The sequence below is a fragment of the Vibrio sp. QJM3NY_35 genome, from assembly GCF_057785915.1.
This window is the reverse complement of record NZ_CM173507.1, coordinates 1,739,932-1,764,541: the sequence shown is the minus strand read 5'-3', so window position 1 is coordinate 1,764,541 and position 24,610 is coordinate 1,739,932. Positions and strand designations below refer to the sequence as shown.

At 42.7% G+C, this 24,610-nt stretch carries 25 protein-coding genes and 1 pseudogene; 16 read left to right on the top strand and 10 right to left on the bottom strand.

The window, feature by feature from the left end:
• Window positions 1-9 precede the first annotated feature (9 nt).
• Window positions 10-1,701 (top strand): DUF3466 family protein, encoded by a 1,692-nt coding sequence (locus tag AC3CH3_RS08195; RefSeq protein ID WP_488536923.1) that lies wholly within the window; start codon window positions 10-12, stop codon window positions 1,699-1,701.
• A 160-nt stretch (window positions 1,702-1,861) separates the two neighbouring features.
• Window positions 1,862-2,035: a ribosome modulation factor gene (gene rmf, locus AC3CH3_RS08190; protein ID WP_017059676.1), complete on the top strand. Its 174-nt coding sequence runs from the start codon at window positions 1,862-1,864 to the stop codon at window positions 2,033-2,035.
• 251 nt (window positions 2,036-2,286) lie between these two features.
• Here the strand turns inward: rmf and fabA are convergent, their stop codons facing one another.
• Both fabA and AC3CH3_RS08180 read right to left on the bottom strand, forming a co-directional pair.
• Window positions 2,287-2,802 carry a bifunctional 3-hydroxydecanoyl-ACP dehydratase/trans-2-decenoyl-ACP isomerase gene (fabA, locus tag AC3CH3_RS08185; protein ID WP_017059675.1) on the bottom strand — a complete coding sequence of 172 codons (516 nt, stop codon included), beginning with the start codon at window positions 2,800-2,802 and terminating at the stop codon, window positions 2,287-2,289.
• 70 nt (window positions 2,803-2,872) lie between these two features.
• Entirely contained in the window at window positions 2,873-4,525 is a 1,653-nt protein-coding gene (locus AC3CH3_RS08180) for an AAA family ATPase (RefSeq protein WP_488536922.1), read from the bottom strand.
• 189 nt (window positions 4,526-4,714) lie between these two features.
• Here AC3CH3_RS08180 and matP point away from each other — a divergent pair, with 189 nt between their 5' ends.
• The 4 genes from matP (at window position 4,715) to AC3CH3_RS08160 (ending at window position 7,284) form a co-directional block, all read left to right on the top strand.
• The gene (gene matP, locus AC3CH3_RS08175) at window positions 4,715-5,170 is read left to right on the top strand and encodes a macrodomain Ter protein MatP (RefSeq protein WP_017059673.1); all 456 of its coding nucleotides are present in this window, start codon (window positions 4,715-4,717) and stop codon (window positions 5,168-5,170) included.
• Between the two features lie 23 nt (window positions 5,171-5,193).
• Window positions 5,194-5,502, top strand: a complete 309-nt coding sequence (locus tag AC3CH3_RS08170; RefSeq protein WP_017059672.1) for a DUF3634 family protein — start codon at window positions 5,194-5,196, stop codon at window positions 5,500-5,502.
• Between the two features lie 105 nt (window positions 5,503-5,607).
• Complete coding sequence (locus AC3CH3_RS08165; RefSeq protein WP_488536921.1) at window positions 5,608-5,919, top strand: hypothetical protein; 312 nt, start codon at window positions 5,608-5,610, stop codon at window positions 5,917-5,919.
• 144 nt (window positions 5,920-6,063) lie between these two features.
• Window positions 6,064-7,284, top strand: a complete 1,221-nt coding sequence (locus AC3CH3_RS08160; protein WP_488536920.1) for a hypothetical protein — start codon at window positions 6,064-6,066, stop codon at window positions 7,282-7,284.
• A gap of 94 nt (window positions 7,285-7,378) precedes the next feature.
• Here AC3CH3_RS08160 and AC3CH3_RS08155 read toward each other — a convergent pair whose 3' ends face one another.
• From AC3CH3_RS08155 to AC3CH3_RS08130, 6 genes and pseudogenes are all read right to left on the bottom strand, one after another.
• Window positions 7,379-7,981 (bottom strand): DUF2971 domain-containing protein, encoded by a 603-nt coding sequence (locus AC3CH3_RS08155; RefSeq protein WP_488536919.1) that lies wholly within the window; start codon window positions 7,979-7,981, stop codon window positions 7,379-7,381.
• Window positions 7,982-8,318: 337 nt separating this feature from the next.
• Window positions 8,319-8,921 carry a porin family protein gene (locus tag AC3CH3_RS08150; protein WP_488536918.1) on the bottom strand — a complete coding sequence of 201 codons (603 nt, stop codon included), beginning with the start codon at window positions 8,919-8,921 and terminating at the stop codon, window positions 8,319-8,321.
• Between the two features lie 203 nt (window positions 8,922-9,124).
• Window positions 9,125-9,583, bottom strand: a pseudogene (locus AC3CH3_RS08145) (transposase family protein); the annotation flags it as partial.
• Between the two features lie 302 nt (window positions 9,584-9,885).
• Window positions 9,886-11,610, bottom strand: a complete 1,725-nt coding sequence (locus tag AC3CH3_RS08140; protein WP_488536917.1) for an ATP-binding protein — start codon at window positions 11,608-11,610, stop codon at window positions 9,886-9,888.
• Window positions 11,610-12,794, bottom strand: a complete 1,185-nt coding sequence (locus AC3CH3_RS08135; protein WP_488536916.1) for an FIST signal transduction protein — start codon at window positions 12,792-12,794, stop codon at window positions 11,610-11,612. The genes AC3CH3_RS08140 and AC3CH3_RS08135 overlap by 1 nt, the downstream gene beginning before the upstream one ends.
• Before the next feature lie 115 nt (window positions 12,795-12,909).
• Window positions 12,910-13,275, bottom strand: a complete 366-nt coding sequence (locus tag AC3CH3_RS08130) for a hypothetical protein (protein WP_488536915.1) — start codon at window positions 13,273-13,275, stop codon at window positions 12,910-12,912.
• A 252-nt stretch (window positions 13,276-13,527) separates the two neighbouring features.
• On the opposite strand from AC3CH3_RS08130, the gene ccoN reads away from it, so the two are divergent.
• From ccoN to uspE, 10 genes are all read left to right on the top strand, one after another.
• Window positions 13,528-14,961 (top strand): cytochrome-c oxidase, cbb3-type subunit I, encoded by a 1,434-nt coding sequence (gene ccoN / locus AC3CH3_RS08125; protein ID WP_009846707.1) that lies wholly within the window; start codon window positions 13,528-13,530, stop codon window positions 14,959-14,961.
• 11 nt (window positions 14,962-14,972) lie between these two features.
• Complete coding sequence (ccoO, locus tag AC3CH3_RS08120) at window positions 14,973-15,593, top strand: cytochrome-c oxidase, cbb3-type subunit II (protein WP_017059643.1); 621 nt, start codon at window positions 14,973-14,975, stop codon at window positions 15,591-15,593.
• A 9-nt stretch (window positions 15,594-15,602) separates the two neighbouring features.
• Entirely contained in the window at window positions 15,603-15,776 is a 174-nt protein-coding gene (locus tag AC3CH3_RS08115) for a CcoQ/FixQ family Cbb3-type cytochrome c oxidase assembly chaperone (RefSeq protein ID WP_004733679.1), read from the top strand.
• On the top strand, window positions 15,776-16,750 hold the full coding sequence (ccoP, locus tag AC3CH3_RS08110) for a cytochrome-c oxidase, cbb3-type subunit III (RefSeq protein ID WP_488536914.1): 975 nt from the start codon (window positions 15,776-15,778) through the stop codon (window positions 16,748-16,750). Before AC3CH3_RS08115 ends, ccoP begins: the two co-directional genes overlap by 1 nt.
• A 108-nt stretch (window positions 16,751-16,858) precedes the next feature.
• A complete protein-coding gene (locus tag AC3CH3_RS08105; protein ID WP_017059641.1) occupies window positions 16,859-17,338 on the top strand; it encodes a FixH family protein in 480 nt (159 codons plus the stop codon).
• Window positions 17,339-17,343: 5 nt separating this feature from the next.
• Complete coding sequence (locus AC3CH3_RS08100) at window positions 17,344-19,716, top strand: heavy metal translocating P-type ATPase (protein WP_488536913.1); 2,373 nt, start codon at window positions 17,344-17,346, stop codon at window positions 19,714-19,716.
• On the top strand, window positions 19,716-19,952 hold the full coding sequence (gene ccoS, locus AC3CH3_RS08095) for a cbb3-type cytochrome oxidase assembly protein CcoS (RefSeq protein ID WP_019824627.1): 237 nt from the start codon (window positions 19,716-19,718) through the stop codon (window positions 19,950-19,952). Before AC3CH3_RS08100 ends, ccoS begins: the two co-directional genes overlap by 1 nt.
• Window positions 19,942-20,616 carry a sulfite exporter TauE/SafE family protein gene (locus AC3CH3_RS08090; RefSeq protein ID WP_488536912.1) on the top strand — a complete coding sequence of 225 codons (675 nt, stop codon included), beginning with the start codon at window positions 19,942-19,944 and terminating at the stop codon, window positions 20,614-20,616. The genes ccoS and AC3CH3_RS08090 overlap by 11 nt, the downstream gene beginning before the upstream one ends.
• 86 nt (window positions 20,617-20,702) lie before the next feature.
• Window positions 20,703-21,449, top strand: coding sequence for a fumarate/nitrate reduction transcriptional regulator Fnr (fnr, locus tag AC3CH3_RS08085; protein ID WP_017632474.1), 747 nt, complete (start codon window positions 20,703-20,705; stop codon window positions 21,447-21,449).
• Window positions 21,450-21,581: 132 nt separating this feature from the next.
• Complete coding sequence (gene uspE / locus AC3CH3_RS08080) at window positions 21,582-22,532, top strand: universal stress protein UspE (RefSeq protein ID WP_176681181.1); 951 nt, start codon at window positions 21,582-21,584, stop codon at window positions 22,530-22,532.
• A gap of 121 nt (window positions 22,533-22,653) precedes the next feature.
• Here uspE and ttcA read toward each other — a convergent pair whose 3' ends face one another.
• Complete coding sequence (gene ttcA / locus AC3CH3_RS08075) at window positions 22,654-23,547, bottom strand: tRNA 2-thiocytidine(32) synthetase TtcA (RefSeq protein WP_017632476.1); 894 nt, start codon at window positions 23,545-23,547, stop codon at window positions 22,654-22,656.
• A gap of 305 nt (window positions 23,548-23,852) precedes the next feature.
• Window positions 23,853-24,503, bottom strand: a complete 651-nt coding sequence (locus tag AC3CH3_RS08070; protein ID WP_019824631.1) for a DUF2987 domain-containing protein — start codon at window positions 24,501-24,503, stop codon at window positions 23,853-23,855.
• Window positions 24,504-24,610: the final 107 nt, after the last annotated feature.

Here is a 24,610-nt window from a genome sequence, read left to right as displayed (position 1 = left end):
GAAGTAATAATGACTTGTACTAAATTTAAATTAACAACAGTTGCAGCATTAGTTTTTGCTGCAACTAATGCGAATGCTGCGCTTTATAAGGTAGTAGAAGTTACTCCTTCGATTACAGGCGCGTCAGAGATATTCGGTGTGGCTATTCAGCCAGCAACGGTTTCTGGTACCGAGAGTTGCTTTACGACAGGTACTGTTGGTGGTGTTGCGTGTGATAGCTTCAAATTGGCTGGCGAAACTCGTAATACTGTCGAAGCGGTAAGTTATCGTGAAGAAGTCCCATTCGCGATGGATGCTCCGTTTCAATATATCCAAGAGTTCGATGACTTCGAAAACTATTGCTACCGAGAGCTAAGATACTCTACATGTGAAAGCTGGGCACAAAACCGTTGGAATGACACTTGGAGCAAGGAAAGGTTCGACCTAACTTACGTTAATGCAAAAGCATTTGTTGAAGGCGGCGTTACATTTGACACTCGCAATACAGTAATTAACTCACTTGATGACAATGCTCAACCATTAGGTGTTAAATCTGAAGGTGATATTCGCAATAACGCGATGTTTACGACGACTGCTGGACCTACTGGTACTTCTGAAACTCGTGCATGGAAAGCGATTACTGCAAGCAACGGTACTGTTTATAATGTAGGTAGTGTATCTACGGCAGGTCCAAAAACAGACACTTCGGATACAACATTTAGCTCAAAAGCTGCTATCTGGGATGGTACTACAACAAAAGATATTGATTGGATCAGAAGTGGGAATGCTCAACAAGATGAATATTTTGCCCAAGGCAGTATGCGTTCAATTGTTGAGTCGGACTCTCTTTTTTATGGTGTAGGCTATAATACTGCTGATGGAAACGGCGATCTGCAAGATATGAATGCAAGTGTCTTTGTGAGTAGTTCGCTAGATCTTGGAACGGCAACTTGGACTACTACACAGATTAGCGGTGCAGAGGTTAAGTCTGGCTCGTCCAACGATGATGCTAGATACAGTAACTCTGTAGCGACTGACATCAATGATAATTTGTTCGCTGTTGGTTATTCTAAGCGTAATGGTTATGTACCAGAGAGTGGTAGTGCAGGTAATAAGCCTTTCGTTGTAACCGATGCCAAAAACCCAACAGCAACGTACTTGTCTGGTGGTATCTTCTTTGGTGGTTCGAGCGGTGAAGCTAAAGCAGTTAACAACTTTAATGAGTTTGTTGGCCAAATAGATGCAGAAACCACTCGTGAGGTTGATGGTAGTGAAAGAAGACACAGAGGCTTTATATATCCTTATAACGTGTCTTCATCAACTGAAGCTCGTCGTGTAGACATCTTTAACGGCCAAGCTTGGTGGTTAGATGATCTAACAAATGATGGTATTGTTTCCGGAGAGAACAACAAGTTCCGAATTATTGATGCTACTGACATTAACGATGCTGGTGTGATCTCTGCTACTGCTATCAAATGTACAGTTGGAGGAACGACTCAACCGTATGACACAACGTCTCACAATTCATACTGTGGTGGCGCGTCATCTAACGCGGTAGAAGAGGTTGTTGCAGTTAAGCTTGTGCCAATTGCCGGTGCAACTAAAGCTGATATCCAAACTCGTAGTGCCGACTCAGAGAAAGTTGATCGTCAAGGCGGTAGCCTAGGTTGGTTAACTTTGACTGTGCTTGGTCTGTTAGGGTTCCGTAGAAAATTTAAATAATTTATCTCTTGAGCCCGAGTTCACAATTCTGAACTCGGGCTTTTTTTCGCCTTGAGAAAAGTGAAAATCTGATCGATCCTTAAAGTTGGAGTCACAAAAACTCCGCAAAGTTGTAATCATTGTATGTTAGTTAATGGAACACCCGTATGAGGACTGCACTATGAAGAGACAAAAGCGTGATCGACTAGAACGAGCACAATCTCAAGGTTACAAGGCTGGTTTAAATGGACGGTCGCAAGAAGCTTGCCCATATAGCCAAATGGATTCTCGGTCTTATTGGTTAGGTGGTTGGCGTGATGCCAAAGATGATAAGCAATCAGGTCTCTATAAGTAGATAGGGCACAAAGAATTCAAGGTCAGGGCTCCATTGCCTGTTGATTACAACGGCTGGAGCCTTGTTAGTTTCAGAACAATACAAAGATTCCCAGAGCTACTAGTATTCTAGTTTCGCTATCATAAGCGTATCGCTGGTGGATTTATTCTGTTTTAAGTTAAATACAGGATACCTTAATGCACTATAACTAAATTTATTGGAGTGAAAATAAAGCAGCCATGGGCTGCTTTATTAAAAATCTAACTAACAGATTAGAACGCTGACGTATCTTGGAAAAGGCCAACTTTCAGATCTTTAGCAACATAGATCTCTTTGCCATCAACAAGTACGCGACCATCCGCAAGGCCCATAACTAGGCGGCGGTTAACAACACGTTTCATGTGTATCTCGTAAGTTACTTTTTTCGCTGTTGGCAGAATTTGACCAGTGAATTTCACTTCGCCAACACCGAGAGCTCGGCCTTTACCTTCGCCGCCAACCCAACCAAGGTAGAAGCCAACAAGCTGCCACATTGCGTCAAGGCCTAGACAACCCGGCATTACAGGGTCGCCTGGGAAGTGACAATCGAAGAACCATAGGTCAGGAGTAATATCCAGCTCAGCAAGAACTAAACCTTTACCGTAATCACCTTCAGTTTCAGACATCTTAGTGATGCGATCCATCATTAGCATGTTCGGTGCTGGTAGTTGAGGGCCTTGTGGCCATAGTTCGCCTTGGCTTGATGCTAGAAGCTCTTCGCGAGTGTAAGAATCACGTTTGTTTTGCATTATCAATTACTCCGATTTTTGATAGGTGCATATTAGTGAACAGGTGTACGCTAAACAAGTCCGATCAGTACTAGACAAACCAGTTTTTAATGCGTCCAACGATTCCAATAGGTTGCTCATGTCTTTCAAAGTTTTCAATACGTTCCGCGATTTTACTCAGAACGCTTTCTTGTTCATCGTCTCTAAATGGTTTGTTCATAATGAGAGGAATTGCTTCGTCTACATTAGACACAGACCAAATATGGAATTCTTCATTCTTAATACTTTCAATAAGGTCTGGCTTCAGTGCAAGGTGCCTTAAATTCGATCTAGGAAGGATCACGCCTTGTTCGCCAGTTAAGCCATTGTGCTTACACACATGGTAAAAGCCCTCGATTTTCTCGTTTAGCCCACCAACCGCTTGTACACGACCAAATTGGTCAACTGCACCTGTAACCGCAATTTGTTGATTGATAGGGTATTCAGACAAAGCACTCACTAGAGAACAAAGCTCAGCAAGAGAAGCACTATCGCCATCGACTTCGCAGTACGATTGCTCAAACACAACAGAAGCAGCGTATGGCAACGGATCTTCTAGGTTTAGTGCGCTGCTCACAAATGCTTGCATGATCATCATACCTTTAGCATGAAGATTACCACCTAACTCGGCTTTGCGCTCAACGTCGGCAATATCACCATCACCAAAGTGAATAACGCAGGAAATTCGAGCAGGTTCACCATAAGAGATCGGGTGTCCGGGAACATCGATAACCGTCAGGCCATTAACTTGGCCAACTTGTTCACCCTCGGTTTCGATAATGACTTGGCCATCTCGAATGTCATCCAGAGCGCGTTCTGGTAAGTACGATTCACGGTTGTATTTGTGCTGTTGAGCTTGTTGGATATGGTGAATATCAATCTCACCATTGTCGGCTTCAATAAGAGCTTCGTTCAATAACGCATTGTGCCAAATAGGGCATAATGGAATATAGCTCTGATCTTCAGTCTCTCTTGCTCCGGCAGTAAGAATGCCCGTCAACGCTTGTTGCGTGATGGTTGGCAATTCATAACGTTGTTGAAGCCACTTAAGGTAACCAAGATATTGAGTCAAAGTCTCTTCAGAGAGCTTGATATCTTGTTCAATTTCGCTAAATAGGCAAAAACCGGTTTGAATATCGCTGTCCAGGTAATCAAGGTCACCTAGTTGAGCTCTGTCTCCAACCACAATCAACTTAATGTTGTAAGTCAAAGGCAAAGTCGGGGACTGGTTCAAGTGCTCTGGATTACTGCTGATTGGTTCTACGGCTTCACCAAGCAGTGCTGATTTAAGCAGTAACCAGCTTCCTGGGTTGGCCAAGATCAAGTTTGCTGAAACGATCAGATAGCCGTTGTTTGCTCTAGCCAGTAGGCCGGGCTTTGTCGCTACAACCTTACCGTCTTTTGATTGAACTTGGTCAAACAGAGAGACAGCATTTAAAGACTCAGTTTTTATAACCGGTAGAGTGTGATCATCTAAAGCAGTGACTAGAGATTCAACAATCATTTGACGATAGATCGAATTGTCTGGAGCGTTTACAAGTAAAACACGCGAAAGGTTAGACAAACGGACAAAGCGGGTTAGCGCATCTTTGAATCTATGTTGAATATCTGAAAACGGGAAAGGCGAGATGTCAGGGAATTGCTCTAATTGAGCGCTATATTCGTCGTACTGAGGCGTAACATGTCGCCAATCTACTTGAGTCATTTAAGTTTCTGATTATGATAATGAGGTAGGGAGTATATAGAAAAACCGATCTCGCTTGTAGCTCTATGTTGTAGTTACTAATCACTAAGCTAATATAAGTATGATCTTGGTCTATTCTTTCAAGATCATAATTGTTAAATAGCCTATTTTGGGTTACGCTGTCACTAGGATTAACTCTCGAGATTAGACATGAAATATCAGCAACTTGAAAACTTGGAATGTGGTTGGAAATGGAACTATCTGGTCAAAAAATGGAAAGAAGGCGAGTCGATCACCTGCCACATAGATTCAAGTGAAGCTGACGTTGCTGTTAAAGCCTTATTGAAGCTTGAACACCAACCTACAGGTGTCCTTGAGTGGATATCTAACAACATGTCTCCTGAGCTCGATAACAAGCTTAAACAAGCGATCAGAGCTAAGCGAAAACGCCACTTCAATGCTGAACAAGTTCATACAAAGAAGAAATCAATCGACCTTGATTACCGTGTATGGGAAAAGCTATCTCAACGTGCGAACGAGCTAGGTTGTACGCTCTCAGATGCCATCGAGTATTTGGTTAGCGAAGCGTCTCGTAGTGAGCAGGCCAGCAAGACGGTGACTAGCCTCAAAGAAGACTTAAGCAAGCTCCTTTCTGACGATAAATAACCATCAACAGTAGTGGTGACATTATGATGTACGTAATATTAATCGGTGCGGTATTAGTTTTTTGGTTAGTAGCAGTCGATCGACCGGTGTTGAAAATTAAATTTAGTGACGGGGCGATCGAACAAGTTAAAGGGCATCTTCCACCGAGCTTTAAGCATAACCTTCAAGAGATTGGTCATAACAATACCTTTAAAGGTGAGCTAAAAGTGTATGCAAAACGTTCTGGCTACAATCTCAAGTTCACTAAAGATGTGCCTAAAAACGTACAGCAACGTATTCGTAACGTGTTCCCGCATAATGGTTTTAAGTCTAAAGGCTCAAAGAAAGCGTAATCGTTGAGAGTTACGCGCTAGCTAGTCAATCTTCATACTAAGTTAATCCTTCATTTCTCTTAAATCTCCGCATACTGTTCTCACCCTCAACAAAGAGAGAGCAGTATGAGATACCTAGTATTACTATTATGTTTTTTATCCCCAGTCGCTTTTCCCGACGATGCATTGGTTAATCCTGTAGCCAAAAAGATAAAAGTCACCGTCATGAAAGGGCTCAACAAGAGTAATGTTGATTTCGAGGGTTATTGCGATCTGATGATTGAGATGAAGCACTCTAAAGGTTACGCAAGAATCAAAAAGGTGAGAACGTCTGGAGATAGTAAAATTTGCAAGCAGGCAAAAAAAAATCTACCGACGAAGAAAAGGTTCAAATACAGCTTTCCAGAAAAGTATATCCGGTTACATATCACGTATTAACCGTTTTCAACGCACTATAACTAAATCACCTTAATTTTATTGAAACAATTTCGTGAACCAATCTCTAATTTCTATTAATATTAGTTTTGTTATAAAGGCAGGATATGCCGATACAAGAGCATTTACGGCAAAGGAAAGTCACGGTTGTTGTTAGCAAATAAAAGTTATACCCCTGAAGTCGTTGAGATCTCAAGGAAGGTCTCAATCAATGTTGAAGCTCGCTTTAATCGATGGTTAATCTCACCTGAATATAAGCTCGCACAATCTACAGTAGACACGTTACTAAGTTTAGAAAATAGGTATTGTGATAGCGTCATATTTGATGAATCTGACCGCATATCTCACAATCAACGTATTTTATTGCGCTGCGAGCAGGATAGAGTCAATGCTCATCGTGAGAAAGTCGACGCGAAGCAACAAACCTTACGATACGTTATCGATGATGTCAGCAATGCCGCTTCTGCGCTAATGCTCGAGAAGCTTCAAGGTACCTTAATAAGTTCGTTGTTTTCAGACTTACCCGATTACAATCAGTTCGCTAGTGTTGCGTATTCGCCATCTTTAAACTTTTCCAAACTCCATGAAATATCCGCGAAAAGTAGGCCATTGAGCTCAAGTTTAATCGAGTTTGTTTCCAATCAAGAGTTTGCAGATAAATATGGAAAGAAATCTAAGGTAATTCTCGATCCAAAAGTTGCAGCACGACAAATAGGAATAGAAAATTGTCGTTTATTGTTCCCATTGTTAATGAGTCAACAGCTGATTAAGTGGAATGATGGCAACATTAAACACATCACACCTAAGGTTTGGCAACACTTGGTCGTGACATCAAATGCGACTCGAATTCGACTTCAAGAAACGTCGGTTAAAGATCCTAACGTAGGCATTTTACTTGGCGTGTTGCGAGTTCTGCCTTTGTTTTTAATTTGTAACCACTTTTCTTCAACGTTTGAAGACGCATTGGTAAAAACGATGCTTGGTTATCGTGAAGCAAGTGACAAGCATGACGAATATTATGCTTGTACTGAGGTGATGCCAAACACACAGTTTCTCGAATCAATGGTCGAGCAGCTAGAGCTCAAGCTACTAAAAAATCTCGTTGAATTTATAGATTGGAGCCCTGGAAACCAGTTCATCAAGAGGGCACTTCTAGAGGAAGTGAATGACATTCCAGTACTTGAGCGAACGGTTTATGGTGCAGCTTTGGCTCAAGGTAGAAAATATTCTGTTTTTGAGGCGTTAGATAATAGTGAACTATTTAACGTTAAGCACCGACCTTATTGGTTTTCAACTGTTCAAATGTCTATCGCGACGATTGAGCAGATGCAAGATAAAGTGCCTGGAAAACTGACGACGAACATGTAAAAAGGGAGCCACATTAAATGTGGCTCCCTTTTTCGTTGCACTGTAACTTAATGAAAGTGTCTGACTTATTGATATAAATTTTGCTGTATACCGTTTAACAGACCACTTCGAATGTAAACGACTCCTGCTTGGCAATTGCGTGCTTAACGGGTATACCAAGGCGCTGGCAAGTCATCAGAACTTTCAACTTCCTGTCGGCAGGAGCGTGCTCTGACAGAATTACTGAGCTTAGGCATTCTCTATTAAGGTAGAGTTTATTTCCGATCATCTCGTCATCAGGTAATACCCAACGATATTCCTTTTCATAACGCCAATTAGAATGCTTAATTTTGAATATCTCAGCTCCCAGTCTTGCTGTTTGTAAACCACTTAGCGATGCCGGGTGGAACATACAAGGTTCGTCTTCATACTGGACTTCAAAACAGTTGAGTTTGGCCTCGCCGTTATAGCAGTTGAGATCATACTCGATACACATGCCTTTAAAGTTGTCACCATACTGCGACCATAGTATTGGGTGGTCGCTCGACTGAGAGAAACACATGATCTTAAAGTTTTGTTGAAGCTCTATATTGAATACGTGGTTAGATTCAAAAGGGTTATTAAAAGTTTTAGCGTAATCAAACCACAACGAACACTCGGAAATAGATTGTATGTTTCTGTCGTGGAGCGATCTGAACTTATAAAGTTTAGGCAACATATCAAACACCTAGTTTACAAAATTGCCTGATGTTAACACTTTAATTTATTTTTAAGGATTGAGTGCATAGCATTTGATTGCTTAATCACCAAATTTATTCATATAACTGTTTGATAGATCAAAATTTAAACACGAAATAGTAGCCTGTTAAAGTGGTTTATTTTGCGTTAATGCTAAGTTTTCAGGCTGCAGTTTTGAAGAAAGATACAACGTAACTTTATTTATGGTTGAAATATCTTGTCAAAGTAGAGGTCGAGTAGGGAAATAGGTGATCAAAATTAAAGCCGAGCTTTAAAAGGACGGCTTTAGTAGTATTGAGCCTACGAGTGAATCAAGTTTAGAAGTGGTACCTTGCACCTAGGTAAGCGGTTTGGGGTGATACATCGATGGATTCTATTTCAACGTTTGCATAGCGGTAACCAATATGGATGTCGATGTTGTCTGTTACTATCGCACCAAGTTCAGCACCAACTTGGTAGGCTGCTTCAGACTTAGAGTCTGATACTCCAAAAGCTTTCGCTTCCATATCCATAGAGCCAACACCGGCTAATAGAGATACATACAGATCTAAGACGTCACCTTTAACAATAAACTTTGGTTTAATGTTTACGAAGAAAGCTTGGCCTTCAATATCCATTAAGTCGTTATAGTTAACTTTTCCTATTTTTCGGTACTCGGCCTCTAGTCCCAGTTTGACGACATCGTGTGTATTGAATTCGTAGCCCCCAACCAAGTTATAGCTAAAGTCTGATAGATCAGATGAATCTTCAATGGCGCTGCCACGATATTCTAATTCAGTTTCATTATAAAAGCCGATATCAACACCAGCATAAAAATGACCATGCTCTCTAGGTGAGTTTTCGTTTTCACTAGCAAGCGCCTGCGAGCTGATGCCAAAAAAAGCGGTGAATAGCGATAGGGCGATTGTACTGATTTTCATGTAAAGCCTTCTAAGATAATAAGTTATTCAGTTCCAAAATATGTTAACAAACAAAAGATACTCTAACTAATTGAAAACTAGCCTAAATATCTGATTTTAAAGACTTGTTGGTAATAGAAGTGTCATTATCGCAGTTATGAGACAAGGCAATATAGTCCAGACAGAGGTGAATAGAATTTATGTTGCACTGTGACTTACTATCCAAATGCGGATTCTGTCTCGCTGAATCTTAGGTTCATCAAGCGGCCAGTCGCATCATCAATGAACACCAGTAGGCAGCATTTGTCGCTGCGGCCCTCAAACCAGTCATGATGTGAGCCATCTATCTGAATCAATTCTCCAAGACAGTCTCGACGGTAACGAGGTTGATAGACTCTAGGTTTTCGTTGTGAGTGCGGGATCCAAAGGTTGTCGGCAATCATCCATTGGCGAAGTGTCTCTAACGAGATAGCTAAATTATGATTTTCTATGATCTTTTCACGTGCAAATGTGGGCGAGAAATCAGAATAGTGTTTATGGATAGTCGAAAGAATCTCTTTGCGATATTCGTTAGAATAACGCCGATTACTGGGTTTACCTCTAGAAGCATGGGTTAAACTAGCCGCACCATGTTCACAGACGTCTTGAATAACTTTGAATCGACTAATTTCTTTTTCACTCATGGCAATCAACATCTCAGTAGTCCTTAGTAACCGAAGCTGGTACATGAAATGTAGTCAGCAACCAGTACTAAGGTGACATCTTAATCTAGCTCAAAAGTGACATTACTATCTGGGGTTTACATGACCACTACGTATTATGTATATTATGTTAAATTGGGTTTAATGTTTATAAGGCAGGTATCTTTATGTGATGCCCTGCCTCTTGTTTATCTACCAAATCGACGTTCTATTTAACAGTAAGGCTATTTACCATAAAATACCTAATAAACATATTTCCTAATCTTCGATTAAGAATACGTTTATTAGACTTCAAGCATTAATCGATCAATTGCTTCTGTGATCTCTTTAGTTCTTACTGGTTTGGTCACGAAATCATTCATGCCGACATCTAAGCAAGAACATTTGTCTTCTATTGATGTGTGTGCTGTTAGCGCGACGATTGGCGTTTTGATGTTCGCGTCTCTCATATATTTGGTTGTGGTTAATCCATCCATTACCGGCATCGACACATCCATTAAAATAATGTCTATCGAGTCATTGGCTCTTTCCACAAAGCCAATCGCTTCCTCACCGTTGCTTGCGATGAAAACTTCGTGGCCTTGTCGCGTTAGGATTAATTTGATCACCATTTGATTCGTTGGGTTGTCTTCGACAACTAACACTGAATAACGGCTTCTTAAATCTCGTGAGGATTCATTATCTTCAATGTTGGCCAGATTGTTCGTGACTCTGGTAAGCACTGGTAACTGTACTTCGAATTTTGAACCTTTTCCTGGTTCACTCTCAACCGATATGCGCCCGCGCATTAGCTCAACCAGTCTTTTAGTGATAGCCAAGCCTAAACCTGTGCCACCAAATCTACGTGTGATTGTGCTGTCAGCTTGTACAAATGGACTGAACAGCGACGAAAGCTGTTGCGAGCTAATGCCAATCCCTGTGTCTTCTACTGTTATATAGAAAGAGCTCTGCTGGTACTTGATAGAAACATGGACATGCCCACGCTCAGTGAACTTAATCGCGTTACCAATCAGGTTAAATAGGATTTGTGCCAAGCGGCTTGGGTCTATGTAATGAAGTTCACCCTCAGGGATATCGCTGGTTATTGTTAGCGCCAAACCTTTATCGTCTGCTGTCTTCTTTTGTTCAGATAATACAAAAGTTACAGTGTCTCTTACATTACTCCACTGAGGTGCTAGTGAGAAGCATCCAGATTCAATCTTAGAAAAATCTAACACGTCACTGATAATTGCTAACAAAAGCTCAGATGATGTGCTCATATTAAGCAGTATAGACTGTTGTTCTTCGTTCAGTGATGTGGATTTTAGAGTGTCTATCAAGCCAATAATGGCATTTAGCGGTGTTCTTAGTTCATGACTCATCATCGCGAGGAATTCAGACTTGGCCTTGTTGGCTCTTTCTGCGTCTTTTCTTGCTGTGACAAGCTCTGCTGTACGTTCTCGAACGGTTGCTTCAAGCTTTTCTTTGTTCTCAATATCGAAAACAGCACGCTCTATCAACGGTCGGAAACGGTTTAGTGTGGCCTTGGTTTCAATACTAAAGTGCTTGGTATTTGAGTGGATAAAGATGATGACGGATTGTGTTAGTCCGCTATCTATACCTGTAATCAGAACGGAATTGATTTGGTCGAGAACAATGGGGTGCAGGGAGTTAAATTCCCCAAGAGACTTGGGTTCGAAAAGGATGGCGCATTCACCATTGATGACTCGCGATAGCTTGCCACAATCGCTCCAATTCATCTGTTCGAAGACTTTGTTATTGCTTAGCAGGGTTTTGAAACTGCCTTCGTTCCCTACCCTTGATACCACGATAAAGTCATCAAACTTAATGTATTTTTTGAGCACGAACTCAAGACTGGAGAATATCTCAGATATGTTACTTGCCTTACTGATCGCAGAGATGGTTGATAAGATAACCCTGTTCTCTTCAGCCAGTTTTCGCTCACGGGCTTTTAGTTTTTGCAGTTCAATACGTGCTTCTTGCAGCGCTTCTTGACCTTCAGAACCCATTATTTTTTCAACCTATAAAACGTTGCAGACGATACCATTAAATTCCCGTGTGCATTCTCACCACCAGAGAGCCTGCCTTGCTCACCAAACGTGAATGGACATATGTACGGAAGCCCATTAAGTGCTTGATTTATTCGTTCGCAAACCTCATCCATATCTTGTTTAAGATTGAGCATTGGGCCGGCACAAAAGATATTGATCGCCCCTAGTTTCTCTTCAAGATCCATGTCGTTGTAGTATGAGGATTGAATGATATTAGCGGCGCGGCTAATCAACTGCTGCTTAGAACCTTGCATCAAGTAGATGGTGTCACCTTCACTGATGTCTGTGAATAGCTCAATCCCATTACACTCCGTCTCTCTGATCGAATGAGACAATTTGAAATATGGGTAATCGTAAGAAGAGCCGACTTTCCTGCCCAATGGGTAGACTGACGACTTTTCGAATATGTAGCCATCATCACTGTCACCTAAGTGGAAATTAGTCCATTCGTTGTAAACAGTGACGGCTGGCCTGTGGTCTATCTCCAACAATATTCGGTTTCTTACTTTTGTCACGGTGCCTGAATAGCGCGTAGGTGTGTGACCGGCGCTGAAAGAGGAGTAGATGGACTGAGACGCAAACACTACCGTTAAAGATACGCCATTTATCGACAGCGACTCTTCGGTGAAGATGCTCCAATTTCCGGAAACCTGATTGTCTGCAGCACTGCCGCCAATAATAGGCACCTCAGTACCAAACTTTTTATCGATAGCTGCCATCACCTTCTCTTCATTACCAGGAGTGGAATGAAGCAAGATAAGATCGGGGATTTCGCCCTCTCGGTTGGCGTTCTTAAGTGCTTTATCGATAGCGCTGAAGGTGCTGCGGTCTATGGAGTCGCTAAAGTGCTCGATGCCCGTACCGTAGGCGTTGATTCCTGAGTCATAAATGATGAGTACGCCAATTACCGGACCAGAATGAAACCCAGTTTCTGTCATAATACCGTGACAAGTGGTACAGCCATGTATGGGAGTGTTAGGGAGAGCATCTACGAAATATCTCTGCACAGCGAGTGTCGAATACTCTTCTGTGCAGTAGCAAATAAGACAAGCAATATCGTCAGGTTTTTCCACCCCGCTGAGCAACTCATCTACTGCGATTTTATCGTCTAGGGAGTAAGAGACTTTTGATAGAAATTTCATAGATTCTGGGTAACTTTATTAATGCTCTCTTTATAACACTTTAATGCACTGTGTTTCACTGATTTGGTACATATTTCTATCAAAAGAACCGAGGCGTACCCCAGTTTTTTCTCTGTTACTCTTTAGACAGGTTTACAGAAAACGTGCTCACCTGTTGTGGAAATGTAACCGTTATTGAGGGTGTCTTATCATTAGTTTGTAACAGCCAATTCGAAGGCCCTTTTTCTTCTAGAATTCCGTTCTCGGTATAGTTAATGATAAATTTGCCAGTTTTAGATGTTTCGATCGAATACCCTAGGTTATCGCCCGAAATTAAAACATTATGATTATCAATGCCAAATTCACAAGGTTTTGAAACTATACAGTTTACTGTTTCGTTATTATCGTATGTTACTGTTCTCCAAGTAAATGCAGCTATTAAAATAACCAACATGACGATAATTTGAACAAGCCTGCCTTTTGTTAGCTTTTGTGCCGCCATTATAATCTTTACTCCTTGTTACAAAGTTCAAAGTTTTTAAATAAAAATCCAATTCCAGACCAAGCGTAAGGTTACTACTCTGTCATTGATTTGTTAATTCAAGTATAGTGTCGCGTTGAAAATGCCACTTTTTTTTAAAATCAGCAAGTGGAAATAAAGCCCTGAATAGGCTGAATTTCCTTTTCTAATTTGGGTGGCATTACGACGTGAGTCGTGTTGGAAGTAAAGTGTAGTAAATAAGAAATTGGAAGCATGCAAATGAGCCAAGAAAAGCAGCTTGAACAAAACTACAACTATACGGTCGTCCGTCAATTTACCCTAGTTACAATTTTGTGGGGTATTGTCGGTATGGGCGTTGGTGTTTTGATTGCCGCTCAATTAGTTTGGCCACAGCTAAACTTTGATACGCCGTGGTTGACGTACAGTCGTTTACGTCCCCTGCATACTAATGCGGTTATTTTTGCGTTCGGTACAAGTGCGCTGTTTGCAACATCATATTATGTTGTACAACGTACCTGTCAGACGCGTCTCTTTGGTGGCCCTCTCGTAGCCTTTACCTTTTGGGGTTGGCAAGCGATTATCCTGTCCGCTGCAATTACTTTACCGTTAGGTTTAACCTCTGGTAAAGAATACGCAGAACTTGAATGGCCAATCGATATTGCTATTACTCTTGTGTGGGTAGCTTATGCGGTCGTGTTCTTCGGAACCATGATTAAACGTAAGACATCGCACATTTACGTAGCAAACTGGTTCTTCGGAGCCTTCATCATCACGGTTGCCGTGTTGCACATCGTTAACAGCCTAGCTGTTCCTGTATCTGCGTTTAAATCGTACTCGATTTATTCCGGAGCGATCGATGCAATGGTGCAATGGTGGTACGGACACAATGCGGTAGGCTTCCTATTGACAGCTGGTTTCCTAGGTATGATGTACTACTTCGTTCCTAAACAAGCTGGTCGCCCTGTTTACTCTTACCGTTTGTCGATTGTTCACTTCTGGGCTCTCGTGTCTCTGTATATCTGGGCTGGTCCTCACCACCTACACTACACTGCACTTCCTGACTGGACTCAATCTCTAGGTATGGTTATGTCTTTGGTTCTGTTTGCTCCATCTTGGGGTGGCATGATCAACGGTATTATGACTCTATCTGGTGCGTGGCATAAGCTTCGCTACGACCCAATCCTACGTTTCCTAATCGTTTCTCTATCATTCTACGGCATGTCGACTTTCGAAGGCCCAATGATGGCAATCAAAACGGTTAACGCACTATCTCACTACACGGATTGGACTATCGGTCACGTTCACTCTGGTGCGTTAGGTTGGGTTGCAATGGTTTCTATCGGTTCGGTTTACCACTTAGTTCCTAAACTATTTGGTCAAGAGCGTATGTACTCTGTATCTCTAATCAATGTTCACTTCTGGTTGGCAACGATTGGTACGGTTTTCTACATTGTTGCAATGTGGATCTCTGGCGTGATGCAAGGTCTGATGTGGCGTGCTGTTAACTCTGACGGTACATTAACTTACAGCTTCGTTGAATCTGTAGAAGCGTCTTACCCGTTCTACTTTGTACGTTTCTTAGGTGGTTTCATCTTCCTATCAGGTATGTTCTTAATGGCATACAACACGTACAAAACTGTTTCTGCACCTAAAGATAGCCTTAAAGCTATCCCTCAACCGGCTTAAGGAGATTTAGAATGAGCTCAAATTCAAATAATCGCCATGAGTTGGTAGAGAAGAACGTTGGCCTACTAGCGATTCTTATCGTTATTGCTATCAGTTTTGGTGCTTTAGTAGAAATTACCCCACTTATTTTCCAAAAGCAGACTACTGAACCTGTAGAAAATCTACGTGTTTACTCTGCTCTGGAAATGGAAGGTCGTGATATCTACATTCGCGAAGGTTGTAACGTATGTCACAGCCAAATGATTCGCCCTTTCCGCTCTGAAACTGAACGTTACGGTCACTATTCTGTAGCTGGCGAAAGTGTTTGGGAACACCCATTCCTATGGGGTTCTAAGCGTACAGGTCCTGATCTAGCGCGTGTTGGTGATCGTTACTCTGATGAGTGGCACCGCGTTCACCTTATCGACCCTCGTGAACTTGTTCCTGAATCAAACATGCCTGGTTTCCCATGGCTTGCTGAGAATGTACTTGATGGCAAATTGACTAAACAGAAGCTTGAAATCTTCCGTAATCAATTTGGTGTTCCTTACACAGACGAACAAATTGCTAACGCTAAACAAGATGTTGAAGGAAAAACAGAGATGGATGCAATCATCGCTTACCTTCAATCGCTTGGCCACGCAATGAAATAAGGAATAATTATGGACATTATTACATTTCAAAGTGTTTGGACTGTTACTGTTTTTGCTTGTTTCATCGGTATCGTTTGGTGGGCTTTCGGTAAAAATCGTAAGTCGCGCTTCGACGAAGATGCAAACCTAGTGTTCGCTGATGAAGCACCTGCGAAAGATAAAAATCAAGGAGTGACGAAGTAATGAGTACATTCTGGAGTATTTGGGTAACAGTAATCACAATCGGTACATTGATTGGCTGTGCAGCCTTACTTCGTTGGTGTTCCAACGATAAAACAGGTGTAGAAGAAGGTCAGGATATGGGCCATGAATACGATGGTATTCGTGAGCTTAATAACCCGCTACCTAAATGGTGGACATACCTTTTCGTTAGCACAATTGTGTTTGCAGCTGTTTATCTAGCTCTATACCCAGGCCTTGGCAACTTTAAAGGTCTACTAGGTTGGACGAGTTCAAACCAAACAGTTCGTAGCGTAGAAGAGTCTCGCTCTGCAATCGCTGCTGCGCAAGCAAACAAACAGTTAGACGCATACGCGAAAGAGCTTGATGATGCAGACACCTACTTTGGTGAAGCATTCAGAAAGCTAGCTCACGACGAAAACGGTCTACGTTCTGTCCCTGACATTGCATCAGATGCTGATGCAATCAAAGTGGGCCAACGTTTGTTCCTACAAAACTGTTCTCAGTGTCACGGCTCTGATGCACGTGGTCAGAAAGGTTTCCCGAACCTAACTGATGACGCATGGCTATATGGTGGTGAACCACAAGCTATCGTTACTACCATCATGCATGGTCGTGTCGGTCAAATGCCAGGTTGGAAAGACGCTCTTGGCGAAGAAGGCGTAAAAGAAGTAGTTAGCTACACGCTTAGCCTTTCTGGTCGTAGCGTAAACGCACGTGAAGCAGACGCTGGTAAAGCGCGCTTTGTAGTGTGTGCAGCGTGTCACGGTACTGATGGTAAGGGTAACCCTGCTGTTGGCGCCCCTGACCTGACTGACCGCGACTGGCTATTCGGCGATTCTCGCGCTGATGTGACGGAAACAGTCATGTACGGACGTTCTGGTGTAATGCCGGCTTGGAAGGACATCCTCGGTGAGGATAAGGTTCAGCTCGTCTCTGCCTACGTCTGGAGCCTCAGCAACTCAGATAAAGAGTAACATAATAATAACAGCCCCTTCTTAAGGGGCTGTCTTTCTTTTACAGTTATAACCTTAAGTGTTTGTAAAAATTAGTTTTATTTCATTGTATATATTGAGAATAATAATATGGAACAACCTTGGTATAAGCAGTTTTGGCCGTGGTTTTTGATCTTCCTAACCGTTGGCGTTTCTATGCTGACATTGGTTCGAGTCGCGATACTTACCAACCATTCAGTTAACGTTGTCACTGAAGATTACTATAAAAAAGGTAAAGGTATTAATGTCGACATTTCGAAAGTAAATGTTGCTAAAGAGCTTGGCCTATCAGCTTCAGTTAGCGAGAAAGGTAACTCAGTTATCATTACCCTAGACAAAGGCAAGCTAGACCACTTCCCTGCTATTAGCGCAATGTTCGTGCACCGAACGCTGCCTGACCGTGATTTTACTCAGCTACTGACCGCTGATGCGAGAGGCAACTACACGTTGACTCTGGACCATGAAATGCAAGGTCCATGGTTTATCGAGCTTTCTCCGCATGATTCTGAATGGTTGGTGCAAGGTCGCATGAACTTCCCTATTGATACTCCTACTCAACTAACGAACTAAAGCTTATGTGTGAATCCTGTTATCACTGCGGTGAAGATGTACCAGCGGAAACGGATTTTAAAGTAGAAATCTTAGGATCGGTGCGACCTATGTGTTGTCCGGGTTGCGAAACCGTAGCCCAGACAATCGTTGATAGCGGTTTGGTCTCTTACTACCAATATCGTACCGCTCCAGCTGAAAAAGCGGATCTCGTGCCAGAGCAACTTCTGGCACTCAGTCATTACGACAACGAAGATGTTCAATTGGAGTTCGTCCGTAACTCTGAAAACACCTCTGAAGTGACATTGTCACTAGAAGGTGTCTCTTGTGCTGCTTGTGCGTGGCTTATTGAGAAGCAAGTCTCTTCAAAGTTAGGGGTTGTGAGTATTCGTGTTAATACCACGACTAACCGCGCCCTGCTCAGTTGGGACAACAGTAAGACAAAACTGAGCGAGCTGTTATCTGCAATCCATACCTTAGGCTACAAAGCCGCACCATTCGAGGCTGATCAACAAGAAGCCGCCTATCATCGTTCGATGAAGAATTATCTCTATCGTCTTGGTATTGCTGGTTTAGCAACCATGCAGGTCATGATGCTGGCTGTGGCGCTTTATCTTGAAGTCTTTGGTAACCTTGAGCCCGAATTCAAAAGCTACTTCCGTTGGGTGAGCTTAATCTTTGCAACACCGGTTCTGCTCTACTCTGCATTGCCTTTCTATATCAATGCGTGGCGTAGCCTCAAAGGTCGAACATTGGGTATGGATGTACCTGTGTCGATTGCTCTGTTGTTTGCCTATGTTGCAAGTTTGGTCGCAACGGTGACAGAGAAAGGTGAAGTCTTCTTCGAATCTATCTCGATGTTCACCTTCTTCCTACTGCTTGGTCGTTTCCTTGAAATGCGCGCTCGTCGTAAAGCAGCAGCCGCTAGTGGTAACCTGCTTAAGCTTGTTCCGGCTATGGCAACAACGTTAGATGGCGAACAAGTTCCGGTAAAAACCTTAAAAGTTGGCGACCAAATTCGCGTTCTTCCGGGTGAACACATTCCTGCCGATGGCAAAGTATTATCTGGCAGAGTCCATATCGATGAATCGATGCTGACTGGCGAATCTATCCATGTGGTCAAAAACGAAGGCGATACCGTCTTCGCTGGTACATTGAATGGTGATGAATCGTTTGAATTGGAAGTAATGACGTCAAAAGCGGATTCGGTTATTTCCAATATCGTTCGCCTGCAAGACGAAGCGCAATTGTCTAAACCTCGCATCGCAGAAATTGCTGATGTGGTAGCGCGATACTTTGTTGCGGTGATCTTAATCATCTCATTCGGTACTTGGTTCTACTGGCACCAAACACGACCAGAAGACGCTTTCTGGATCATGCTTTCGGTATTGGTAGCAACGTGTCCTTGTGCTCTGTCACTGGCAACACCGACGGCGATTACCTGTTCCACTTCTCGCATGGGTAACTTCGGTATTTTGCTGCGCAAAGGCCACGTATTCGAAACCTTGTGCAAAGTAAATCACTTGATCATCGATAAAACAGGCACATTGACTGAGGGTGATATTCGTATCAGCCAAGTTGAAACCTTCGCTGAGCTTGATAAAGACACCTGTCTCAAAGTAGCGGCGAGCCTGGAGCAACACGCTAACCATCCTATCGCTAAAGCGTTCAAGACTCATATTTCAGATGATATCGAAGTAGAGTCAGTCAACAACGTGATTGGTTCAGGTATCACTGGTGAGTGGAACGGCCAAGAAGTTGCGATTGGTAGTAGCGAATTCATTCTAGGTGAAGCTCAACCATCGGAAAGCAACGGCATTTACTTGTCGATGGCGGGCCGTCATATCGCAACGTTTACATATGAAGATCCGATCCGCAAAGAAAGCATCGAGTTTATTAAGCAATTTAAAGAAGCGGGAATCAAAACGACTCTGCTTACTGGCGATTCTTTGATTAACGCGAAGCCTGTTGCTGAAGAGATCGGTATTACAGACATTGTTGCTAACGCGAAGCCTGAAGATAAACTTGCTTACTTGAACTCTCGAGATGCAAGTGACATTACCATGATGGTTGGCGATGGCATTAACGATGCCCCTATTCTTGCGGGTGCTCACCTTTCCGTTGCTATGGGCGGCGGTACGGATGTGGCGAAAGCTTCTGCGGATATGGTGTTGTTGGGTGATAAGCTCGATAGATTACTTAAGTCGCGTACTTTGGCGTTAAAAACGCGTAAGATAATCCGTGAAAACCTAGCTTGGTCATTAGGGTATAACTTACTCATTCTTCCATTGGCTGTTGCAGGTTTGGTTGCTCCATACATTGCCGTTGTTGGCATGTCTGCCAGCTCTATTATTGTTGTGTCTAACTCGTTAAGGCTTTTAAAAGAGCAAGGTAAATAATGGAAAGTTTATACATTCTGATCCCCATTGCGATTGTTCTGGTGTGCATCGCTGTTGGTATTTTTCTATGGGCGGTGAAGAGCGAACAGTTTGAAGACCTAGAACGTCAAGGCCACAACATTCTGTTTGATGAAGACGAAAAGGCTCACAACCATTCTGATAGTAAACCTACCAAGAATGAGAAAGCTAACAGCGAAAGCCAAACTAACGTAGACAAAAAGAACGATGACGCCTGATTGGATCGGAGCCTTTGTTGTTGGATTGATCGGCGCAGGCCACTGCATGGGAATGTGTGGTGGTATTGCGTCGCTTCTTTCGATTGGCAACAGTAAACCTTCCCCTGTTATTCCCCTACTTTATAACCTAGGGCGCTTGCTAAGTTATGCCGTGATTGGTGGTGTGGTTGGCGGTGCAATTTCTTCTATAGGTCAGCTAAGCGATTTTAACGCTCTGCTGGGTTGGCTCCGATTATTTGCTGCTGCCTTTATGATCGTCTTAGGTTTGTATATCGGTAAATGGTGGTTCGGCTTGTTGTTCTTTGAAAAAGTTGGACAGACGCTCTGGCGCTATATCTCTCCTTTAGGTAAATCATTTCTACCCTTGAAGCATTCTAGCCACGCTTTGCCGTTTGGTTTTATTTGGGGGTGGCTACCATGCGGGTTGGTTTACTCAATGCTTACGTGGGCGGCCGTATCAGGAAGTTGGTACAACGGCGCAGGTATCATGCTTGCTTTCGGTTTAGGTACGCTTCCAGCAATGCTCACAGTAGGCATGGGTGCTAATTTCCTTAAAAAACTGCAACAAGCTGACTTATTTCGCCAGTTAGGCGCAATTTTAATCCTCATTTACGGTTTCTATACCGGATATATGGCATTGCAGCTCATCATTTATACCGTATAGGTAATCTTTAAATCCAGTTTTTTTACTACCCAACTGGATAAAGGAATGCTAAAATATTGACGTATATCAAATAGTGAAAGATTGTTATGATTTCTGAAAAGCCTGTGACGAAACGAGTTCAGTCTGGTGGCTGTGCGATCCATTGCCAGGATTGTAGTATTAGCCAGCTCTGTATTCCGTTTACTTTGAATGAATCTGAACTCGATCAACTTGATCAGATCATTGAGAGAAAAAAGCCTATTCAAAAAGGCCAAGAGTTATTTAAAGCCGGTGACGAGCTTAAATCTCTATATGCTATTCGCTCTGGAACGATCAAGAGCTACACGATTACCGAGCAAGGTGATGAGCAGATTACTGCATTCCACCTAGCGGGCGATCTTGTTGGCTTCGATGCGATTACTGGTGACCTACACCCTAGTTTCGCACAAGCGCTAGAAACTTCTATGGTATGTGAAATTCCATATGAGATTCTTGATGACCTATCAGGAAAAATGCCTAAATTGCGTCAGCAAATTATGCGCCTGATGAGTAACGAGATTAAAGGTGACCAAGAAATGATTCTGCTTCTTTCTAAGAAGAACGCGGAAGAGCGTCTTGCTGCATTCCTTTACAACCTTTCTACTCGCTTCTCTCAACGTGGCTTCAGCCCGCGTGAGTTCCGCCTAACGATGACTCGTGGCGATATTGGTAATTACCTTGGTTTGACTGTTGAAACAATCAGCCGTCTTCTAGGCCGTTTCCAAAAAGCAGACATCTTGAGCGTTAAAGGCAAATATATCACTATCGAAGATCACGATGCGTTGATGGAACTTGCTGGTGTTTCAAAAGAATAGTCTAGATATCAATGATGTAGTTCAATAATGAGCTACATCATGTTTCTCTCTTAAAACCTCTTATATTTCTCTTAATCTCCCCATAACTACGCTACATTATTTATATGTTCGGTCTGAAAAGTAGGCTTAGTTATGAGTATCTATAACAAAATTTTAGTTGTCGCAGACATTAATCACGATGAGCAACCTGCTCTGGTTCGTGCTATCCAACTTGCCAAGAAAAGCACCTCAACAAGCCACATCACTTTCTTTTTGTCGATATACGACTTCTCGTATGAAATGACATCTATGCTCTCTGTCGATGAGAGAGACGCAATGCGTAAAGGCGTGATTCACCAGCGTGAAATCTGGATGAATAAAGTCGCAGAACCTTACCTTGATGACTCCATCGAATTTAACGTTCAAGTGGTTTGGCACAATCGCCCGTACGAAGCGATCATTGCTGAGGTCTACAGTGGTGGACACGACATCTTGATTAAAGGGACGCGTAAACACGACACCTTAGAATCAGTTATCTTCACACCAACCGATTGGCACCTATTGAGAAAGTGCCCTAGCCCTGTACTATTGGTTAAAAATGATTTCTGGCCTGATAACGCGAAGATCTTTGCTTCGGTTCACGTAGGCTCAGAGACAGAAGCTCACCTAGAACTTAACGATACGATGGTTGATAGATTACTTGAGATCACTGGGCGTTTGGATGCTGAACCACTCTTGGTTAACGCTTATCCCGTGACACCGGCGAATATCACTATCGAACTGCCTGAGTTTGACCCAACGTCTTACACTGACGCCGTTCGTGGTCATCACTTAACAGCAATGAAGGCACTACGCCAGAAACACGGTATGTGTGAAGAACAAACTGTCGTTGAGCAAGGCTTACCAGAAGATGTGATTCCACGCGTCGCGTCTGAAAATAACGCTGCTATGGTAATTCTAGGTACAACGGGTCGTACTGGCTTGTCTGCCGTGTTTATTGGTAATACCGCAGAACATGTGATCGATAAGATTAACTGTGACGTGTTGGCTCTTAAGCCGTCTGGTTACGTTAGCCCGTTAGACCCTAACCTTTCGAAAGGTTAAGTCGTTTAAGCACTGAACTTCACGACAAGTTCAACTCATGAAAAAACGCCTCAAGCACTGCTGAGGCGTTTTTGTTTGTCTATCGCTACTTATAAAAATAGCTCAAGCGTGATTCATCTCGTTATACGTTAGTCACGTCGATGAACATTGACTCATCGATGTTAGAAGATGAAATTTCAGCTTCTTGGAATTCGTACTCTTCACGTTCACCGCTACGGTCTAGTGGAAGGTTTACGAAATCAAACAGTTCGCGGTCAGCCAGTTGGCTTGGACTTACGTTCTGAATTGACTTGAAGATCTTCTCAACACGCCCCGGTGTTTTCTTGTCCCAATCAATCAGCATCGCTTTGATGTTCTGACGTTGTAGGTTTTCTTGCGAGCCACATAGGTTACAAGGAATGATTGGGAACTCTTTGTGTTCTGCGTATTTGATTAGGTCCGTTTCACGACAGTAAGTCAGTGGACGAATAACAACGTTACGACCATCATCTGAACGAAGCTTAGGAGGCATAGCCTTAAGACGAGCGCCGTGGAACATGTTAAGGAACATGGTCTCAACGATGTCGTCTAGGTGGTGACCAAGTGCGATCTTAGTTGCGCCAATCTTCTCTGCGAATGAGTACAAAGTACCACGACGAAGACGAGAACATAGGCCACACGTTGTTTTGCCTTCTGGCACTTTCTCTTTAACCACCGAGTACGTGTCTTTATCTACGATGTAGTAAGGAATGTTCAGCGTTTCAAAGTACTCAGGAAGAATGTGCTCAGGGAACCCAGGTTGTTTTTGGTCTAGGTTTACCGCAACAACATCAAATTTGATTGGTGCTGCTTCACGCAAACGTAGCAAAATATCTAGCATCGCAAATGAATCTTTACCGCCACTAATACATGCCATTACCACATCATTCTCTTCGATCATGTTGTAGTCGATGATGGCATTTCCAACATTTCTTCTCAGACGTTTCTGAAGTTTGTTGAATTCAAGTGTTTCTTTTCTATTATCGTTTTGGTTCATTGCGACTCTCACACCGTCGTATTACCGACTGTAGATTGCTAGTGGGACTGTTTTAGGGCGTGGATTATACGGATTTTTATTTCATGTTGAAATAGTAACGGTAGGATAAACAAGCTGAGTATTAGAAAGATTCTGCTTTTATTGTGCGATAAGCTCTCTCTGCGGATGGAGAAACGTGTCTTAGCAAGATCTCGGTTTCTATCGCAGATAAAGAAAAGCAGCCTGCTCTTATTCGATTAGGCTGCTTTAAAGTATGTAACGAAAGCTTAGGGAAATGATTTCGCTAACAATTATTCCATTAAAAACTATTGCGCGGGAATGTACGGCAATACGCGAACTGTTGATTCTGGCAGCGTGATGCTCTCAGTTCCATTCAACTCCGCTAAGGTGAATTTCGCTCGCCCTTTTTTGATTGGTATTTGTTTGCCGTTTGAAAGCTCGATGTTACCTTCAAGCTTATTTGCGAACTCCAGCGTTAACCCTTGGATATCTGGCGTGAACCAGCCAGAGAACATGCCGCTGACGTCTTCAAGCATCGCCTGCATCTGTGGTAATAGGCTTTCTATCTGTGCAACTTCAACAGTTCCAACTAAAGGTTCTTGTGTCATAACGACCAACGAGTACGCACACTCTTGTTCTTGTGTTTGTACAAAAATAAGAGGGTTGGCTGAGCGCAGGTTTTGATCTACCGGCAGAAGCAGTTCATTCGATGAAGAGACTTTTAGCTCTTCGTAGTGCTCTTCTTTTTCCATCCAAGCTTTGCTGATGTGACAGGTTTGCTGAGCTTGTTGATCAACAAAGAAGACCGCAACTTTGACATCATCATGCCCTTCTTTGGTGTTATTTTTCAGCTGAGTATAAAGTTTAGAATACGTGAACATGTATTCTTGCGCTGAAGCAGGAAGAGAAACCCCAAGGCTTAATGAGGCTAATAAAGCGAGTGCTGTCTTTTTCATTATTATAATCTTGTCGAAGTTGAGCGTTTATAAATAGAAAGAGCAGCCAATGAGCTGCTCTTTTTGTGATATTACTTGGTGTAAGCCGACTATCGAAGGCAACCAAG

What these genes read in the sequence shown, in the direction of transcription:
- AC3CH3_RS08150 (WP_488536918.1), bottom strand. Translation starts at nt 8,921, where the DNA reads ATGAAAATCAGTACAATCGCCCTATCGCTATTCACCGCTTTTTTTGGC.
- ccoS (WP_019824627.1), top strand. Translation starts at nt 19,716, where the DNA reads ATGGAAAGTTTATACATTCTGATCCCCATTGCGATTGTTCTGGTGTGC.
- rmf (WP_017059676.1), top strand. Translation starts at nt 1,862, where the DNA reads ATGAAGAGACAAAAGCGTGATCGACTAGAACGAGCACAATCTCAAGGT.
- AC3CH3_RS08105 (WP_017059641.1), top strand. Translation starts at nt 16,859, where the DNA reads ATGGAACAACCTTGGTATAAGCAGTTTTGGCCGTGGTTTTTGATCTTC.
- fnr (WP_017632474.1), top strand. Translation starts at nt 20,703, where the DNA reads ATGATTTCTGAAAAGCCTGTGACGAAACGAGTTCAGTCTGGTGGCTGT.
- AC3CH3_RS08130 (WP_488536915.1), bottom strand. Translation starts at nt 13,275, where the DNA reads ATGGCGGCACAAAAGCTAACAAAAGGCAGGCTTGTTCAAATTATCGTC.
- fabA (WP_017059675.1), bottom strand. Translation starts at nt 2,802, where the DNA reads ATGCAAAACAAACGTGATTCTTACACTCGCGAAGAGCTTCTAGCATCA.
- AC3CH3_RS08155 (WP_488536919.1), bottom strand. Translation starts at nt 7,981, where the DNA reads ATGTTGCCTAAACTTTATAAGTTCAGATCGCTCCACGACAGAAACATA.
- ccoN (WP_009846707.1), top strand. Translation starts at nt 13,528, where the DNA reads ATGCAAATGAGCCAAGAAAAGCAGCTTGAACAAAACTACAACTATACG.
- AC3CH3_RS08100 (WP_488536913.1), top strand. Translation starts at nt 17,344, where the DNA reads ATGTGTGAATCCTGTTATCACTGCGGTGAAGATGTACCAGCGGAAACG.
- matP (WP_017059673.1), top strand. Translation starts at nt 4,715, where the DNA reads ATGAAATATCAGCAACTTGAAAACTTGGAATGTGGTTGGAAATGGAAC.
- ccoO (WP_017059643.1), top strand. Translation starts at nt 14,973, where the DNA reads ATGAGCTCAAATTCAAATAATCGCCATGAGTTGGTAGAGAAGAACGTT.
- ttcA (WP_017632476.1), bottom strand. Translation starts at nt 23,547, where the DNA reads ATGAACCAAAACGATAATAGAAAAGAAACACTTGAATTCAACAAACTT.
- AC3CH3_RS08180 (WP_488536922.1), bottom strand. Translation starts at nt 4,525, where the DNA reads ATGACTCAAGTAGATTGGCGACATGTTACGCCTCAGTACGACGAATAT.
- AC3CH3_RS08135 (WP_488536916.1), bottom strand. Translation starts at nt 12,794, where the DNA reads ATGAAATTTCTATCAAAAGTCTCTTACTCCCTAGACGATAAAATCGCA.
- uspE (WP_176681181.1), top strand. Translation starts at nt 21,582, where the DNA reads ATGAGTATCTATAACAAAATTTTAGTTGTCGCAGACATTAATCACGAT.
- AC3CH3_RS08170 (WP_017059672.1), top strand. Translation starts at nt 5,194, where the DNA reads ATGATGTACGTAATATTAATCGGTGCGGTATTAGTTTTTTGGTTAGTA.
- AC3CH3_RS08090 (WP_488536912.1), top strand. Translation starts at nt 19,942, where the DNA reads ATGACGCCTGATTGGATCGGAGCCTTTGTTGTTGGATTGATCGGCGCA.
- AC3CH3_RS08140 (WP_488536917.1), bottom strand. Translation starts at nt 11,610, where the DNA reads ATGGGTTCTGAAGGTCAAGAAGCGCTGCAAGAAGCACGTATTGAACTG.
- AC3CH3_RS08115 (WP_004733679.1), top strand. Translation starts at nt 15,603, where the DNA reads ATGGACATTATTACATTTCAAAGTGTTTGGACTGTTACTGTTTTTGCT.
- AC3CH3_RS08165 (WP_488536921.1), top strand. Translation starts at nt 5,608, where the DNA reads ATGAGATACCTAGTATTACTATTATGTTTTTTATCCCCAGTCGCTTTT.
- AC3CH3_RS08070 (WP_019824631.1), bottom strand. Translation starts at nt 24,503, where the DNA reads ATGAAAAAGACAGCACTCGCTTTATTAGCCTCATTAAGCCTTGGGGTT.
- AC3CH3_RS08195 (WP_488536923.1), top strand. Translation starts at nt 10, where the DNA reads ATGACTTGTACTAAATTTAAATTAACAACAGTTGCAGCATTAGTTTTT.
- ccoP (WP_488536914.1), top strand. Translation starts at nt 15,776, where the DNA reads ATGAGTACATTCTGGAGTATTTGGGTAACAGTAATCACAATCGGTACA.